Here is a 16759-nt window from a genome sequence, read left to right on the forward strand (position 1 = left end):
ATTTTTAACTTACTTAATTTTTATATTCTCACTGCTTAATATATTATTATATATTGTTTTCTAAACATAAGCCATAATTTCTCAACAACATCTTCTAAATATACAATAACTCTATTATCTTAACACCATTCTCCTTTTAGTGTTGCATCTAAGTGAATATTACTTCTTGACACCAACCATAACTAAAACAGGTATGAGTACTCTTTTGTTACTAATCATTTAAAAATCAACTTTATTTTTATTTCTCTAATAATACTTTATAGAAAACATATATCTAAAAATAAAAAGACATAAACTTAAGATTTTCATCTAAAGTTTATATCTTTAAAAGCTTTGTAATTATCTACGTTTTACAATTTAAACTCGTATTTAAAATTAATCTAAAACATAGCTTTTTATTAATTAGATATACTTCTCTTTATCTATTAATATCCAAAAATCTTAAATTCTCTTAAGCTAACCCATCCATTTACTTCAGTAAATTGTATTCTTACATATCTAGCTTGTATAGCATTAAATTCATCAGCTTGTATATTGTCTGCATTCATATTTTGTCGTTTATCACTTATGATAGCCCAATTAACTCCATCTGTAGATGTTTCAATGTAATATTTATATGGGCTTCCATTAGATTCTCTATTTATCTCAGTTGAATCCACACTATAAATATCACCAAGATCTACCTGTAACCAGTGAGTCCAATATCCATCATTAGCAATCCATTCCGTATTTGTAAGACCATCAGTGGCATTATTAGCGTAATGTTTTTTTCGGCCTTCTACACTATCTGCTGTAGCTTGTTTTCCTAATGCTAAATTTATCGGGTTCCTTAAACCATCATTATACACATCTAATCTATCTGCTGTTAATACTATACTCGTTGAATTAGGATCCTTTTCTCCAGTTGCTCTTACTTTTATAGTATGCTCCCCTGATTCTAATAGAGGACTTGTATATAATAAAGTGTTATCTGCCCTAGTTGGAGCATAACAATTTACTTTAACCTCTGGCCCACCATCTATAGATATTGCTGCTATGCCATGGTAAGTATTCTTTTCTCCATATAGAGATACTTGAGTTCCTGTAAATTTGCTTTCAAAATAACTATCTGCTGTCTCAGTCCAATGACAGTCATTGGAAAAAGCTGATATACCTGCTTTGTAATTCCAGTTTCCCACATAGTTGAATTTTTCTTGCTGATTTCCAACAATAGTATCATTTATACTTTTCATACCATTATAATTAACATCTGGAATTACATACGTTGTAACTGACTCAGGGTTTGCTGTAACACTCAAAGCTTTATTTTGAATATTTACATCATTAACCTTACTTAAAGCTTCACTAAAAGATGTTCTGTATACATTAGCACTTGTTCCTAAAGTATTAAATGCTGATAAATCAAAATTATATTCTTGTGCTGAAGTTGTATCATTTGTCACAACTAACACTAATGTATTATTATTTTCATCATAAGCTGCAACAGTCTTATTATTACCTGAATTTATAATCTTAGCACCTGGTCTTATAAATTTGCTGTAATTACCCATTACGTAATATTGATTAGTATACCAATATTCTTCTTTTCCACCTTCAAAGGTTGCGTGAATTAGTCCCCATGAATGTTTTCCTGATACAGCTCCTTCTTCACCTTCTACAGCCTGCCAATAAACCCATGAAGGAACTCCCATATCATTTATATCACTGGTTATTGTATTTGCAAGCCTCAATGGCCACTTCATAGAAGAATGATCATGAGAACTTATAGGTTCTCTCCAATCTCCTCCACATCCATACTCTGACATCCATAAATTTTTATTTTCTCTTGCTGCGAGTTCTTTAAGTTCATAACGTTTACTACCAGCATAAGAATGAGTATTTATTTGAGAAATATATGACTTTGCTGTATTATCATAATAATTATATGAATCTATAGTTTCATCAATAGTATTCTCTTCTGGTCCAGAAAGTATTGTATCAAGATTTTTTTCTTCTATCTTTTTTCCGACTTCTTTCATAATAGTATTTTGATTACTTCTATCCCAATGACATCCCTCTTGTGCACCATTATAACACCAAGCAGGAGAATTAGGCTCATTTATAGGTGATAAGGTAGTAAAATTAATTCCATCATAGTCCCTAAAATACTTTACAACTTCTGTTAAATAATCAGCAAAATCTGTGTACTTAGAATCTTGAAGATTATTAACTCCAAATATAGGTGCTAATCCTTTACCTGAAGTACAACCGCTCTTTGTCATCCAATATGGTGGTGAATTAGAAAATGCTTCAAGTATGTTAGCCCCTCTCTTATTTGCTTCTAATAAAATATTTTTTTGTCTATCATCTGCATTCCAATCCCATACCCCATTTTCTGGTTGAAAACCAGGTACTTCTCCTCCTGCCCTCATATGCTGGTGATTAGGATTCTCCCCTCCTCCTATGTTATACCTTGCAATATTAAAACCTAGTCCTTTATTAGCATCATATAGTGTATCCATAATTGCATCTTTATTCGGTTGTGACCAGCCTCCAACAATGTCTGCCCACCATGCTAAAGCTGTTCCCCAACCTTCCATAGTTTGATATTGAGCTGCTGGATTTACATATATATTTGTACTAGCTTTAGCATGCATAGTGGGTACTGCTGACAAACACATTGTAAAAATTACAGAAGTTGAAATTAATTGATTTAATATTTTCCTCCTATTCACATTCTCACCTCTACTAATATTTTTATATTAATATTGAGTCGGCAACTAAATTGTTATAACAAGCTTGTTACAATAATTTTATCACTTAAAACACTTTCCTTATGTCATATTATGTATTGAAAAAAAAGAAAAAAACGACATATTTTCTTGGCATACTTATAAAAAAATTTTTTATAAAATAAATTACAATCACCATTTTAGGCCATTCTTAAGAAGTAAATTTTACGTTTTATGTTCACTTTAACTAAACCTTTGAACATAAAAATAAGATTTCGTATCTCTTAATACGAAATCTTATAATTTAGTAGTTAAAATTTTCCTCATATTTATTTACACCTTGGTAAATGCTATCTAAATTTGTATTATTCTTCAAATAATATTTTAAGTCTCTTATTAAATCTTCATTAATTATTTGTATTATTTCTGTGATTATTTGTTCTTTAAATTTTATCTCATATTCCTCTCCCTAAAAACACTAAAGTATAAACATTATTACAATAAAGGCATAAAGGAGATTAATAATACCAGATACTAGACCAAAAATTGCAAAACCTTTTCCCTTTTGAGAAGTATTTGAAACTTGTGATAAAGCAATTGCAGAAAAAACTATTGCTAATATTCCAACGATTCCCCAAAAATTTAAAAACCATGAAACAATACCTAAAACAAGTCCAACTATTGCCATACCATTAGTAGAATTATTTTTGATTTCTAAGCCATTATTATTTTGCTCACCCAAATTGAATCCCCCTTTTAATTATTTAATCACTAAGCTAATTTATATTTATTAATGATATATATATTATAAAACTAAATAATATGTGCATTTATAATATTAATATTCATCAAAAGGCTCACTAATTTCTAGAAAATAAAAAAAGAACCATGATTTCTCAAGGTTCTAACTTTGCTTTCTTTGTAGCTTTATTACAACTTCACCGTGTGGCGTGTTTGGGAACATATCCTTAACGCAACTTTCAACTATTGTGTATCCTGATGATATTAAGTCCTTTAAGTTTTCTACTAAAGTTTTAGGATTGCATGATACATAAATTATTTCCTTAGCATTGAACTTTATTACATATTCTAATGCTTTAGGATGTACTCCACTTCTTGGTGGATCTAATATTATAATATCTGGTTTATCTTTAACTGTTTTTATTATCTCTGCAACATCTCCGGCTAAAAACTCACAATTATTTAATCCATTTAACTTAGCATTTTCCTTTGCTGCTTCTACAGCTTCCTCTATAAGCTCTATTCCTACTACCTTTTTAGCATTTGAAGCTGCTATTTGACCTATTGTACCTGTTCCACAGTAAAGATCAAATACTACCTTATCATTTGATTCTCCCATAAAATCTCTAACTATACTATAAAGACTTTCTGCTCCTTTAGTATTTGTCTGGAAAAATGAAAATGGAGATATTTTAAAGTTAAGACCTAGTAAATTTTCTATTATATAGTCTTTACCAAATAATAAATTTACTTTTTCTGGGATTACCGCATCTGAAAAAGAATTATTTTCAGTATGTAGTATAGATACTAATTCACCTTTATAATTTTGTTCCTTTAGTAAATCTACATATTCTTTCAAGTTAAAATCTATTTGAGTTGTAGTAACTAAATTAACCATTAATTCACCAGTATTTATAGCTTTTCTTATTACTAGGTGTCTTAAATATCCTTCTCTTTTCATAACTCTATAGTATGGTAATTCTTTATCCTTAAAGTAATTAACAGTTTCTCTTATTATAGTTCTAAAATCTTCGTCAACTATCATACATTTATCAACTGTTATAATACCAAAAGATTTTCCCTTCATATGCATACCTAGAGTTAATTCTCCACCTTTTTCAAAGTCTCCAAAGGTAAATTCCATTTTATTTCTATATTCCCATTGCTCTTTACTTCCTACAACACCTAAGTAATTTCCCATAGGGATATTGGCATCTTTAAATAATTCTTTTACTTCTTCACTTAAAAAATCTAATTGCTTATCATAAGTTAAGTTTTGTGATGTACAACCACCACATACTCCAAAGTGTTCGCAAGGCTTATCTATTTCATAATCTGATTTTTCATCAACTGATAAAAGCTTTAACTCTGCATAGCCTTCTCTTTTCTTCTTAACTCTTCCGCTTACTAATTGCCCAGGAAAAGCACCTTTTACATATATCTTTCTTCCTTCTAGAGTGCCTACTCCAACTGATGGAAATTCTGTTTTATCTATTTTAACTTGTACTGTACTTCCTTTTCTCATTCTATCTCCTAATTAATGTTTATTTTAACACTAGTTTTCTTCCTATAGTTTTTTTAAGTCCTGTTGACTCACAAATTGGAGCATAAATTATATTAACTATGATATACACTATTAGGAACATTGGTTGTCTTTCAGCAATATAAAATCCTAATAATTTTAGTGTAAAATCAAACACAATTAATAAAACTAATGCTACTGATAAAGATATTATTTGATCTATTATTGTAGCTAAGATTCTTTCTACAAATTTTATATCTTTGATATCTTCCTTAGATTCATCTTTTTGAATTTCTTCTTCATCTACAGCTTCAATTATTTTACCTTCGTTAATAGAATTATCTTCAAAATATTCATTTGAATCTATTTCTCTGTTTACATCACCTTTTTTAGATATATCTTCGTTGTTCATTTCTAACCCTTCGTTATCTACCAATTCTATATCCTCCTAAATTATAAATTTAAATATGTATTACTTTTTAAAGTCATATTTTTTAGAATCTAACTTATATAATAAAAAGTCATTTTTTATAGTTATAGTTTCTACTAAACCATTCAAGTTAGTTTCTATTGTTCCCTCTGATTTTTTATTTAAAACTATATCTATTATCTGCTTATTTAAATCAGAGTAATCTCTTTCCTTGTCATTTGTCATCGCTTCTGAAAATGAAGCTATTGAAGTTTCTGCAAAATCAAATTTTTCCTCTGTCTTTATTTGGTTTATATCTAGCTTAAATCCTATTTTAAAATTTAAGCTTCCTTTAGACATATCCGAACCATAAATTTTAAATCCATAATACATACTTTCCATTCTATTTGGCTCTGGATTTAAATTATCTACGTATATATTATTATTATTCACTGTTTCTCCGTTTTCTTCTTTTACCTTTTCCTCTTTAGAGTATTCTAATCCATAAAAGTTAGCTACCTCTTCAACTCTTGTAAATATTTCACTATTTAAAGCTGTTACTTCATCCTTTGTATAATTTTTTGCCCACTCACCTTCTCCTATAAATTGCTTTTCCTCAACTTTAGCTGGTGCTGGTTCTTCCTTTACCTTCTTATCACTTAAACTACTACAAGCCATTAGTGATGTAGTAATTAATCCACAAATTAATATTGTTACTATTTTTTTTATCATAGTAATTCCCCCTAGGATTTTTTCTAATCTTTTGTTTCTATGTTTTCCTAAATTCATTTTATTATAACATTAAAGAACTTATTTTAAAAGTCTCTGTCACATAACTGCCATATAAGTGCCAACGGGCAAAGGATATTTATCCCTTGCCCATTATTTAAACAACTTATTTTACAACTTGTGATACTATTATTGCTATGCCAATTAATGCCCCAGCTAAAAAAATAGCAACTGCTGTATTACCTTTTTCTAACTCTTTATTAAAATCAGCAGGTATTATTGCATCAAAAATCTTATATCCAATTACTAATACTAATATCCCTACTGCTCCAAATAATAAACTTAGGCCTAAATTCATAACAGTATTTAAAAATATGTCCAAAACCCTTCCCCCTTTTAATTTAGAAGTTATATATTTAAATTCTATCATAAATATGGTTACTATAATATAAAACTTTCCTTAATTTTATTAAATTAATTTGTTATTTTATCTTTTAATTTTTCGAATGTCTTCTCTCCTATGCCCTCTATATTTTTAATTTCTTCTATAGATTTAAACCCTCCATTTTTTTCTCTATATTCAATTATATTTTTTGCCTTTACTTCTCCTACTCCATTTATTTTTTTAAGCTCATCTAAGTTTGCTGTATTTATATTTATTACTCCATTCTCTGATGTACTGCCTGATATATTCGATGTTGTAGCCATGCTTGTATTTTCATTGCTCTCTTTGTTTGGTATTACTACTAATTGGTTTGCTTTTAGCTTATCCGCCCTATTAATTTTATCTATACTTGCATCTTTAGTTAACCCTCCTGCTTTATTAATTAGATCTCTAATTATACTTCCTTCACTTAATTCATATACATCAGGATTAACAACCTCTCCTTTTATTTCTACTACTATCATCTTATTATTTATTGAGATTTTACTTTCTTCTTTATCTTTTACTGATTTTATCTCTTCCTTATTAATATTAGTGACTTTATTTTCATTGTTAATATCCTCTTCATCTACAAATATATTTTTCATATAATCATCTTTAAACACTTTAGATTTATTTTTTCCATATAAAATAAATGATGTTGCTAAAAATAATACTGCTAATATAATTAACGTAACATTACGTTTGTTTACAAATTTTTTCATTATCTTCTCCATAAAATACCTCACTTTTATAATTTTTCATTTTAATTATTAACTTTTTATTAAAATTATACCTAATTTTACTTTAAATATTCATAAGTTATAGAATGACAATCTTTTTTTTGATAAAATATTTTTGTCTATATGCAATAAGTTTATTTGGGGAGATTTTATATGAAAAAATTTATGAGGAAAATATTTCTATCCACTATAGTTGTAACTAGTATTTTTACTACTACAGCAAAAGCTACAGAATTACCTACTGTATATTCTGAAGGTGCAGTTTTAATGGATGAGAAAACAGGTACAGTTATTTATTCAAAAAATGAGCATACTCAATATGAGCCTGCCTCAACAACAAAAGTCATGACTGCATTAATAGTTTTGGAAAATACTAAATTAACAGATAAAGTTACTATTGGTGAAAAACCAACTTTAGTAGATGGAAGTAAAATTGGTATAGCTAAAGGGGAAGTATATACTGTAGAAGAACTTCTGCTTGGTCTTTTGTTAGAATCTGGAAACGATTGTGCTGAAGCACTTGCTGAACATGTTGCAGGATCTAATGAAGCATTTGCAAAACTTATGAATGATAAAGCTAAAGAGTTAGGAGCACTGGATACTAATTTTAAAAATCCTAGTGGACTACATGAGGAAGGTCACTTAACTACAGCATATGATTTAGCCCTTATAATGAGAGCAGCTTCACAAAATGAAGATTATGTAAGAATTTCTAGAACAGATTCCCATAAGTATGTTAACCATCCATTTTCTGATGGTAGTGAAAAATGGGCAACTAATAGAAACCAGCTTTTTAATGAGTATAGCCCATATTTTTACCAATATGCCTATACTGGTAAAAATGGATATACTCCAGAATCTAATCATACATACACCGCTTCAGCTTTAAAAGATGGACAATTATTAGTTACTGCATTACTAAATGCAACTGATAAAGATAACTTCTATACTAATATAGGACCATTATTTAATTATGGATTTGATAACTTTGAAACTATAAAGCTTATAAGCAAAAATGATGTACTCTCTAAATATAAAATTAATGATGACCTCACTATTCCATTAGTTGCTAAGGATGATTTATATTATACTAAGCCAAAACTTGAAAAAGCGCCTACGTATTCTATAGATTATGTAAATAAAGATATAAGTAAAAAAGATATTTCTAATGGAGATACTCTTTTTAAAGCTAAGGTAAATGTTAATGGAAAAAATATTTCATCAATTGATCTAGTAAGTGGATGTGATAGAAAATATGACCTTAAGGCAAAAATTAAAGAAAGCTTTTCTTCATTGTTTAATCAATCAAATATTTCAGTAATATTAGTATCAATAGTTATTTTAATAATTCTTATTCGTTACATTTATTTTTCTATAAAAAGAAGAAATCTAAGAAAAAAAAGACCAAACTTCAGATAAATTATATAAAAAAAGGACTATAGAAGTTTTACTGTATGCAACAGCAAACTATATAAGTCCTTTTTTTATATACAATTATAAAATCTACTTTAAATATTCAATTATTTTTTTTATATCTTCTGGTAGCTTTGCTCTAAGACTTAACTCTTTTTTAGTTCTTGGAGACTTAAAATCTAATCCATATGCATGAAGAGCCTGCCTATTTATTATTTCTCCATCCGCTTCATTACCATATAAAGTATCTCCCCAAATAGGATGCCCTAATGAACTTAAATGAACTCTTATTTGATGAGTTCTACCTGTTTCTAATAAACATTCTACCAAATCTGAATCCTTAAATCTTTCAATAACCTTATAATGAGTTATGCTTCTTTGTCCTCTCTCATCAATAGTCCTTCTTATAGTTCCTTCTTCTTCTGGTCTATAAATAGGTAAGTCTATAGTTCCTTCTTGATCTTCCATATGTCCATGTACTACTGCAAGGTATCTTTTTTCAACTTTGTTTAAAGTCATTTCTTTGGATAGCTCCATATGAGCATATTGATTTTTAGCTATTATAATAAGTCCTGAAGTATCCATATCTAACCTACTAACTAATCTAACAATACATTTTTGATTACTTTCTTTAAAATAATACATTAATGCATTTGCTAAAGTTCCTGATTGATACCTTTTAGTTGGATGAACTACCATATTAGGGCTTTTATTTACAACTATAATGTCTTCATCTTCATATACAATGTCTATATCTATTTTTTCAGGATCTATATTCTGTGTTTCTTCTTTCGCTAAATCTATTAATACTTTTTCATTTGCCTTCAGCACATAATTCATTTTTACCGCTTTATTATTTACAAATATTCTTTTATCTATTGAAGCCCCTCTTATTAATCTAGAAGATAGTCCTAATTCTTCTTTTAAAAACTCTCTAATTTTTCTACCTTCGTATTCTTTTTCAACAATCTTATTTATAGTACTCATTTTTCCTCCTAGTAAAAAGGTAGAAAACCTTAAGTTTTCTACCTTTTAGTTTCCAAATAAGTTATAATCTTTACCTAATAATATTACAACATCATATTGCTTATGTTCTGCTTTACTTATTTTTTCAAACTTTTCTATATCTATATCACTTTTAAGTAAGTCTTTTAAGTCTTTATTATTGGTTTGTATTATACTTTTGTCTATACTTTCTTCAGTATTTCCTACTTCTATGTTAGTATATCCTAGTGAAAGTAGATGCTCTTTTGCAGTTGATGCTAATCCATCTATTTTAGTTCCATTTAAAACTAAAACCTTTAGCTTATTTTTTTCTATTGAAGTTATATTAGGAACTGATGAAGAACTTTCTGCATTCAATGCATCTATTAACTCTCTGTTTGAATTTTTATCAGCAATTAAGAAGGATTCTCCATAAATATATTCTGTTTCTCCTTGAAGAGTTTTCATAATTATATCTTCTGGTTTTAATCTTATAATCTTCATTCCAAGAGATACTAAATTCTTAGCTGGAATATTAGTCTCAACATTTTCGCTTATGGCTTTTAATATTTTAGGTGCTTTAAACACTATACTTGGACTTAAAGCCTTATCTACAAGTTTACCCATAAACTGTTGCTGATTCTTAATTCTATCTAAGTCCGCATTTGCCAATCCACTTCCATCATTGTTTTCTCTCCATCTAAAGAACTCTTCTGCCTTCTTTCCATCTAAATGAACATTTTCTCCAGCTTTAAAGTTTATGTGAAGATTTTGTACATCATCATCATAAAACATGTCTTGTTCTATATACATGTCTACTCCACCTAGAGCATCAATTATGCTTCTAAACGCATTATAATCTACTTCAACTATATAGTTTAAATTTACACCTAGTAACTTTTCAACATGAGTTTTTACTTCTTCTTCTCCACCTAGAACATATGCAACATTCATCTTCCAGTACCTTCTAAATTCCCCAGTATCTAAATATGCATCTACCTCAATAAGAGTATCCCTTGGTATTGAAACTAAATGAACTTTTTTAGTATTAGGATTATAATTTAAAACCATTATAGTATCAGTTCTTCTACCTTCTTTGTTTCCTTGATTACCTGCATCACCTATATCCATACCTAAAATCAAAATATTTACAGGGTCTTTAGATGATGCTGGCGCTATGCCTGTTCCTAAATTATTAGTTTTTAATCCTGATAAAAATGTATAAATATATAAGGCAGTTCCTAATATAAAAGCTAATAGAATTGTTATTATTGCTGTAGTAATTCTTTTTCTTTTTAGCTTCTTTTTTCTAGCTTGTATTTTTTTTCTTTTTATTTGCTCTTCTTTAGAAGGTCTTCTTCTTTCCCTATTTCCCAGATCCTCTCTCCTATTACCCATCCTTTAATTCCTCTCTGATTTTTTTAATAGTTTAAATAGTATTTGGTATTACTTATTTATCAATAAATAATTTCTAGCTTTTACACTATTTATATCAATAGGAAACCCTTTATCTAATAAATATTTAATAGTATGAGTTAACCCTTGAAGAACTCCATTATCTAAATCATTAAAGCTTTCTTGTCTAATTAAATCTACCCCAGGAAAACTTCTACTTGGCTCTATCATATCTGCTATATAAATTATCTTATCCAATTTACTCATATCTTCTTTTCCTGTAGTATGCCACCTCATTGCACTTAGTATTTCTTCATCTTCTATTTTAAAAATTTCTTTTCCTAATATTGGTGAAACAACACTATGCCATAACTCAGGAGTTTTTTCCTCATCATAAGATAACTTTATGTTATTTCTATCTATAATATTCTTTAATTCATATATAGTCATATTCTTAGCTATATCGTGTGTCAAAGCTGATACTTCAGCTTTTTTTTTATCTACCATATTAATTTCTGCTAATTTAACAGCTGTCTCAACTACTCCTAAAACATGATTGTATCTACTTTCTCTTAAGTTCTTCTTAAGATAGCTTTTCATTTCATCTATACTAATCATATATATTCTCCTTAAATATCTCTTTCAAACTCATCTATTTTATATAATCACAATAATTATATATATTATTTTCTATAACAAAATCTAAAACATCTTTAGGAATAAAGAAATCAATTCTTTTCCCTTTCTTTATTCTATCTCTTATCATAGATGATGAAATCTCTAAGTCCATTATATCTAAAAAGTTAATAGTTGTGCTATATATTTTTTCTATTTTGTCCTTTTGAATTTTTAATAACTCTTTGTTATATCCAGCTCTATTAAATACTACAAGTTTAGAAAACTCTAATATTCTATCTGGATTTTTCCACTTTTCTATATCTATAAGGCAATCTGCACCAGTTATAAAATATAGCTCATTATCTTTTGATTTAAGATACTCCAAAGTTTCATAAGTATAACTATAACCTTCTTTTTTTATTTCATAATCACTTATTTCAAAATCCTCATAATTTTGTATAGCCTTTTCTACCATTCTATACCTTAAGGAAGCCTCTAAAATACCTTCTTTTCTTTTATGAGGTGGACTTCCTACTGGCATAAAAATCACTTTATCTAAATTTAATTGACACTTAGCTTCATATGCTATATAAATATGTGCTAAATGAATAGGGTTAAAAGTTCCTCCTATTATGCCAATTTTTTTCATATAATAAAACTCTTTATTTATTAGGTACTTCTATCTTTGGTTTTTTTGAGGATTTTTTATATAAAACTATTTTGCTTCCTATAGCTTGAATTCCTTCACAGCCAATTTTCTCACATATATAGTTTGATGCTTCTCTTGCTGCTAATCCACTATTTTCAAGCACCTTTATTTTAATAAGTTCTCTTGCTTCTAATGCTTCAGTTAATTGTTTTAAAAAAGCTTCCTCTATACCGTTTTTTCCCAACTGAAATATTGGATCTAAATTATTAGCAAGCCCTCTTAAATAAGCTCTTTGCTTTCCTGTTATCATTATTTTTCCTCCTATAAAATGTATTCAAACTCAAAATCGTTAAGTCTTACCATATCTCCATCTTCTATTCCCATTTCTCTTAGCTTATCAAATACGCCTTTGTTTCTTAATACTTTATGGAAATATCTTAATGAATCTGCATCATGAATATTTACTGAATCTAATAATCTATCTACAAATGATCCGTATACTACATATACTTTATTATTTTCTTCTCCATCTTCTATAGATACATCATATGTAAATCTTCTTTCTTCTTGTACAAATCTTTCTTCATCTGTTATTTCTAATTCCTTTATTGGAATTTCTAAAAGCATTCTTCCAGCTTCTTTAATCACTGCTTCAACATTTGATTTAGTAGCTGCAGACATTTTATAAACTTTATCAAAGCCTAACTCATTCACTTTCTTTTTGAAATCTTCAAAAACTTCTTCATCATAAAGCATATCAGCCTTATTTGCTACAACTATTTGTGGTCTATCCCAAAGCTTAACTGAATATTTCTTAAGCTCTTCATTTATCTTTACGAAATCTTCAAAGGCATCCCTACCTTCTATTCCTGATATATCTACTACATGTACTAGTAATCTAGTTCTTTCAATGTGTCTTAAGAAATCTAAACCTAACCCTACACCTTCAGATGCACCTTCAATTATTCCAGGTATATCTGCCATTACAAAAGCATTCATACCTTCTGCTTTTACAACACCTAAATTTGGTTTTAATGTTGTAAAGTGATAGTTTGCTATCTTTGGTTTTGCTGCTGTTACTGTTGAAAGGAAAGTTGATTTTCCTACATTAGGGAATCCTACTAATCCAACATCTGCAAGTAACTTAAGTTCTAAAGTAATCCATCTTTCTTCACCTGGCATACCTGGCTCTGCAAAGTGTGGAGCCTGCCTTGTTGGTGTACAGAATTTACAGTTTCCCTTTCCACCCTTTCCTCCTCTTGCAATTACAAAAGTATCATCTTTATGTGAAAGGTCTGCTATAATCTTATTAGTTTCAAAATCTCTAATTATTGTTCCCATAGGAACTTTAACTTTAAGATCATCTGCATCTCTACCATAACATTTTGATCCTTCACCTTTTCCACCGACTTCGGCTGTAAACTTCTTCTTATATTTAAAGTCTAAAAGTGTAGTCAAACCTGGATCTACCTCAAATATTACGCTTCCACCTTTTCCTCCATCGCCTCCGTCTGGTTCCTCCTAGTGGAACATATTTTTCTCTTCTAAATGATACACATCCGTTTCCTCCATTACCGGATTTAACGAATATTTTAGCCTTATCTATAAACATAAAATCACCTATCTTTCTAAAATTATTTATAATAATATAAATACATACTTATTTTATATTATTTCATTATTTTCAATGTTTATTATATCATAATGAAATAAATTTCTAATCCATTAAATAAATGGACAATTGACAGTGTACAATGGGCAAGGATTATTCATTGTCAATTGCCCATTTTCATTCTTACAAAATAAAGCACCCTAAATCAGGGTGCTTTTTTAGAAAAAATAATATTATTCTGCTATTTCTTCAACATTCACTGGGTAAATGCTAACTTTCTTTTTGTCTCTACCCATTCTTTCAAATCTAACGATTCCGTCTTCTTTAGCAAATAGAGTGTCATCTCCACCCTTACCAACATTAGTTCCTGGATGAATCTTTGTTCCTCTTTGTCTAACTAAAATGTTACCAGCTAAAACGAACTCCCCGTCAGCAGCTTTAACTCCTAATCTCTTTGATTCTGAATCTCTACCGTTCTTTGAGCTACCTACCCCTTTTTTGTGGGCAAATAATTGAAGGTTCATTATTAACATACTATTGCACCTCCTCTTTCAACAATCTTATATATTCACTGTATTTGTCATTTCCAAAACTTAATTTAAGAGATTGTATCAAGCTTTCTATACTTTTTTCAAATGTTAAAAGTAAAACTTGGCACTTCTCTATATCCTCGTTACTAAGATCTGATAAATTAATATGTAAAAATCCATCATTTATATCATACTTAACTTTAAGCTTTAATACTTCTTCAATTCCTATTAAGGAACTTTGAGACAGTACTGAAACAGAATTGCAAATTAAATCATATGCATCTCCTGATTTCTCTCTTTCAACTCTTGATAAAGCATGACCTTTTATCTTAAAACCAAGGCGTAAATCATCTTTTTTTAAAATTCTTATCTTAATCATAATAATTAAGCTTCGATTTTCTCAATTACTAATTTAGTGTATGGTTGTCTGTGTCCAGTCTTCTTTCTGTAGTCCTTCTTTGCCTTATACTTGAATACTGTGATCTTCTTAGCTTTGCCTTGAGCAACAACTTTAGCAACAACCTTAGCACCTTCTACAACTGGTGTACCAACTTTTAAAGCTTCACCGTTTGAAACAGCTAATACTTCTGTTAATTCAACTGTTGAGTCAACTTCAGCGTCAAGTTTTTCAACGAATATTACGTCTCCTTCTTGAACTCTGTATTGTTTTCCTCCTGTAGATAATACTGCGTACATTAAAAACACCTCCTCTTATTACGGTCTCGCCAACCGAGGTACAAAGCTCTAAACTTTGTTTAAATAAAAACCTCTTATGTGCGGTTTAACATTTGATATTGTATCATACTATTACATAGATTGTAAAGAAGTTTATTCATATTTTTCATAGCCATTTACTTTGAAATCTTTTATATTTTCTTTTTGACTATTAAATATTAAAGGCTCTATTTTATAACCTTCGATTCCATCTATAAAATTCATATAAATTTCCTTATTTAATGAATTAGTATTAGTTAAAAACGAAAAGATATCTCCTCTTACAATTTCTTCATAATTTCTATCTAACTCTATATAAAATGAGTTAATTGAGTTTTCTTCTTCACATTTAATAATTTCATTTCTTATTAACTTTTCTATATAAGATAACTTTAGAACATACCCTTCTTTATTGCACCTTTTGCAGCCTTCTTCTAAATATTCATATATTGACTTTCCTCTTCTTTTTCTTGCTATTTGAACAATATCTAATTCTGTAAATGGAAAAATTTTTATATTTCCTTTATCTTTCTTTAAAGATTCTTTTAAAGCATCCATAACTAATGCTTTTTGAGAGAAATCTCTCATATCTATAAAGTCTATAACTATTATTCCAGCAAGATTTCTAAGCCTAATTTGTCTTCCTATTTCTCTTGCTGCTTCTATATTTGTTTCTAATATAGTCTTATCAAAACTTCTGCCTTTAATATTCTTAGATGAGTTTACATCTATTACATACATAGCTTCTGTTTTGTCAATTACTATATTTCCTCCACAATTTAAAGCTATCTTTTTGTGTCTTAACTTTAAAATTTCTTTTTCTATTCCATAATAATCAAATAAGCTTCTATTATTATTAAATTTTTCTATAATTATTTTATCATTAGATTCTAATAAAGTTTTAACTTCATTTAAGTCTTCTTCATGGTTTATTATTATTTTACTTTCAGTATTTATATTTTCTCTTATTACTTTATTTAAAATAATATTTTCTCCGTAAACTTTTCCTAGCTTCAAGCTGTATTTTAACTTCTTTGTAATTAATTTAATTTCTTCTAAAAGGTTCAATTTTTCTTCTAATAAATCCTCATAACTTGCATGTACTGCTTCTGTTCTTATGGTTATCCCATATCCATCTATATCATTAATAACCTTCTTGATTCTTTCTTTTTCTTCTATGCTATTTATTCTTTTAGAAAAATTTATTCCAGATTCACCTAATGTAAGCACCATAAATCTTCCTGGAATACTTATATTCTTACTTACTTTGGCACCTTTATTATTTATAGGCTCTTTTATTACTTCAACAAGTAACTCATCACCCTTTTTTATTCCCTCACTTTTTATTTCATTGCTAAAATACATATAAGCTTCTTTGTCTAAGCCAATATCTATAAAAATAGAGTTAATAGCTGGAACTATATTCTTAACTCTCCCTTTATATATTTCACCAAACTTAGGACCTGACGAGTGCTCTTCTACAAAGCACTCACTTAAAACCCCATTATCTTTTATAGCAATTCTTAAAAGCGGTTCATCTCTTTCAATGAAAATTTCTCTCATAA

General features: G+C 28.6%; 17 protein-coding genes and 1 pseudogene. 1 reads left to right on the top strand and 17 read right to left on the bottom strand.

Annotation, left to right across the window (positions count from 1 at the left end):
- Positions 1 to 425: 425 nt before the first annotated feature.
- The 7 genes from ACH36K_RS17745 to ACH36K_RS17775 form a co-directional block, all read right to left on the bottom strand.
- Entirely contained in the window at positions 426 to 2714 is a 2289-nt protein-coding gene (locus tag ACH36K_RS17745) for a glycoside hydrolase (RefSeq protein WP_411168914.1), read from the bottom strand.
- A 475-nt stretch (positions 2715 to 3189) separates the two neighbouring features.
- Complete coding sequence (locus ACH36K_RS17750) at positions 3190 to 3453, bottom strand: DUF4190 domain-containing protein (RefSeq protein ID WP_411168915.1); 264 nt, start codon at positions 3451 to 3453, stop codon at positions 3190 to 3192.
- Positions 3454 to 3615: 162 nt separating this feature from the next.
- On the bottom strand, positions 3616 to 4977 hold the full coding sequence (gene rlmD, locus ACH36K_RS17755) for a 23S rRNA (uracil(1939)-C(5))-methyltransferase RlmD (protein ID WP_411168916.1): 1362 nt from the start codon (positions 4975 to 4977) through the stop codon (positions 3616 to 3618).
- A gap of 19 nt (positions 4978 to 4996) precedes the next feature.
- Positions 4997 to 5410: a hypothetical protein gene (locus tag ACH36K_RS17760; RefSeq protein WP_411168917.1), complete on the bottom strand. Its 414-nt coding sequence runs from the start codon at positions 5408 to 5410 to the stop codon at positions 4997 to 4999.
- 36 nt (positions 5411 to 5446) lie between these two features.
- Entirely contained in the window at positions 5447 to 6115 is a 669-nt protein-coding gene (locus ACH36K_RS17765; protein ID WP_411168918.1) for a hypothetical protein, read from the bottom strand.
- A 163-nt stretch (positions 6116 to 6278) separates the two neighbouring features.
- Positions 6279 to 6494 carry a DUF350 domain-containing protein gene (locus ACH36K_RS17770; protein ID WP_411168919.1) on the bottom strand — a complete coding sequence of 72 codons (216 nt, stop codon included), beginning with the start codon at positions 6492 to 6494 and terminating at the stop codon, positions 6279 to 6281.
- Positions 6495 to 6586: 92 nt separating this feature from the next.
- Positions 6587 to 7273 carry a helix-hairpin-helix domain-containing protein gene (locus ACH36K_RS17775; RefSeq protein WP_411168920.1) on the bottom strand — a complete coding sequence of 229 codons (687 nt, stop codon included), beginning with the start codon at positions 7271 to 7273 and terminating at the stop codon, positions 6587 to 6589.
- A 159-nt stretch (positions 7274 to 7432) separates the two neighbouring features.
- Between ACH36K_RS17775 and ACH36K_RS17780 the strand changes: the two genes are divergently transcribed.
- Entirely contained in the window at positions 7433 to 8698 is a 1266-nt protein-coding gene (locus ACH36K_RS17780) for a serine hydrolase (protein ID WP_411168921.1), read from the top strand.
- Positions 8699 to 8782: 84 nt separating this feature from the next.
- On the opposite strand, the gene ACH36K_RS17785 is transcribed toward ACH36K_RS17780, so the two are convergent.
- The 10 genes and pseudogenes from ACH36K_RS17785 to ACH36K_RS17830 all read right to left on the bottom strand — a co-directional run bounded on the left by ACH36K_RS17785 (position 8783) and on the right by ACH36K_RS17830 (position 16757).
- Positions 8783 to 9679, bottom strand: coding sequence for an RluA family pseudouridine synthase (locus ACH36K_RS17785; protein WP_411168922.1), 897 nt, complete (start codon positions 9677 to 9679; stop codon positions 8783 to 8785).
- Between the two features lie 45 nt (positions 9680 to 9724).
- A complete protein-coding gene (locus ACH36K_RS17790) occupies positions 9725 to 11074 on the bottom strand; it encodes an LCP family protein (protein WP_411168923.1) in 1350 nt (449 codons plus the stop codon).
- Between the two features lie 48 nt (positions 11075 to 11122).
- Positions 11123 to 11689, bottom strand: a complete 567-nt coding sequence (gene yqeK, locus ACH36K_RS17795; RefSeq protein WP_411168924.1) for a bis(5'-nucleosyl)-tetraphosphatase (symmetrical) YqeK — start codon at positions 11687 to 11689, stop codon at positions 11123 to 11125.
- Positions 11690 to 11723: 34 nt separating this feature from the next.
- Positions 11724 to 12338: a nicotinate-nucleotide adenylyltransferase gene (gene nadD / locus ACH36K_RS17800; protein WP_411168925.1), complete on the bottom strand. Its 615-nt coding sequence runs from the start codon at positions 12336 to 12338 to the stop codon at positions 11724 to 11726.
- A 13-nt stretch (positions 12339 to 12351) separates the two neighbouring features.
- Entirely contained in the window at positions 12352 to 12648 is a 297-nt protein-coding gene (gene yhbY / locus ACH36K_RS17805; protein WP_411168926.1) for a ribosome assembly RNA-binding protein YhbY, read from the bottom strand.
- 11 nt (positions 12649 to 12659) lie between these two features.
- A pseudogene (gene obgE / locus ACH36K_RS17810) lies at positions 12660 to 13950 on the bottom strand (GTPase ObgE).
- 233 nt (positions 13951 to 14183) lie between these two features.
- Entirely contained in the window at positions 14184 to 14483 is a 300-nt protein-coding gene (rpmA, locus tag ACH36K_RS17815; protein WP_008676729.1) for a 50S ribosomal protein L27, read from the bottom strand.
- 1 nt (position 14484) lies between these two features.
- Entirely contained in the window at positions 14485 to 14859 is a 375-nt protein-coding gene (locus ACH36K_RS17820; protein ID WP_322545663.1) for a ribosomal-processing cysteine protease Prp, read from the bottom strand.
- Positions 14860 to 14864: 5 nt separating this feature from the next.
- Positions 14865 to 15176: a 50S ribosomal protein L21 gene (gene rplU, locus ACH36K_RS17825; protein WP_322413093.1), complete on the bottom strand. Its 312-nt coding sequence runs from the start codon at positions 15174 to 15176 to the stop codon at positions 14865 to 14867.
- 132 nt (positions 15177 to 15308) lie between these two features.
- A complete protein-coding gene (locus ACH36K_RS17830) occupies positions 15309 to 16757 on the bottom strand; it encodes an Rne/Rng family ribonuclease (RefSeq protein ID WP_411168927.1) in 1449 nt (482 codons plus the stop codon).
- Positions 16758 to 16759: the final 2 nt, after the last annotated feature.

Source organism: Clostridium sp. MB05 (genome assembly GCF_046581255.1).
Taxonomy (GTDB): Bacteria; Bacillota; Clostridia; order Clostridiales; family Clostridiaceae; genus Clostridium.

Excerpts from the sequence above, each read along its gene's own strand:
- rlmD (WP_411168916.1), bottom strand. The coding sequence starts at position 4,977 with ATGAGAAAAGGAAGTACAGTACAAGTTAAAATAGATAAAACAGAATTT.
- ACH36K_RS17765 (WP_411168918.1), bottom strand. The coding sequence starts at position 6,115 with ATGATAAAAAAAATAGTAACAATATTAATTTGTGGATTAATTACTACA.
- ACH36K_RS17775 (WP_411168920.1), bottom strand. The coding sequence starts at position 7,273 with ATGGAGAAGATAATGAAAAAATTTGTAAACAAACGTAATGTTACGTTA.
- ACH36K_RS17780 (WP_411168921.1), top strand. The coding sequence starts at position 7,433 with ATGAAAAAATTTATGAGGAAAATATTTCTATCCACTATAGTTGTAACT.
- ACH36K_RS17785 (WP_411168922.1), bottom strand. The coding sequence starts at position 9,679 with ATGAGTACTATAAATAAGATTGTTGAAAAAGAATACGAAGGTAGAAAA.
- ACH36K_RS17790 (WP_411168923.1), bottom strand. The coding sequence starts at position 11,074 with ATGGGTAATAGGAGAGAGGATCTGGGAAATAGGGAAAGAAGAAGACCT.
- yqeK (WP_411168924.1), bottom strand. The coding sequence starts at position 11,689 with ATGATTAGTATAGATGAAATGAAAAGCTATCTTAAGAAGAACTTAAGA.
- nadD (WP_411168925.1), bottom strand. The coding sequence starts at position 12,338 with ATGAAAAAAATTGGCATAATAGGAGGAACTTTTAACCCTATTCATTTA.
- yhbY (WP_411168926.1), bottom strand. The coding sequence starts at position 12,648 with ATGATAACAGGAAAGCAAAGAGCTTATTTAAGAGGGCTTGCTAATAAT.
- rpmA (WP_008676729.1), bottom strand. The coding sequence starts at position 14,483 with ATGTTAATAATGAACCTTCAATTATTTGCCCACAAAAAAGGGGTAGGT.
- ACH36K_RS17820 (WP_322545663.1), bottom strand. The coding sequence starts at position 14,859 with ATGATTAAGATAAGAATTTTAAAAAAAGATGATTTACGCCTTGGTTTT.
- rplU (WP_322413093.1), bottom strand. The coding sequence starts at position 15,176 with ATGTACGCAGTATTATCTACAGGAGGAAAACAATACAGAGTTCAAGAA.
- ACH36K_RS17830 (WP_411168927.1), bottom strand. The coding sequence starts at position 16,757 with ATGAGAGAAATTTTCATTGAAAGAGATGAACCGCTTTTAAGAATTGCT.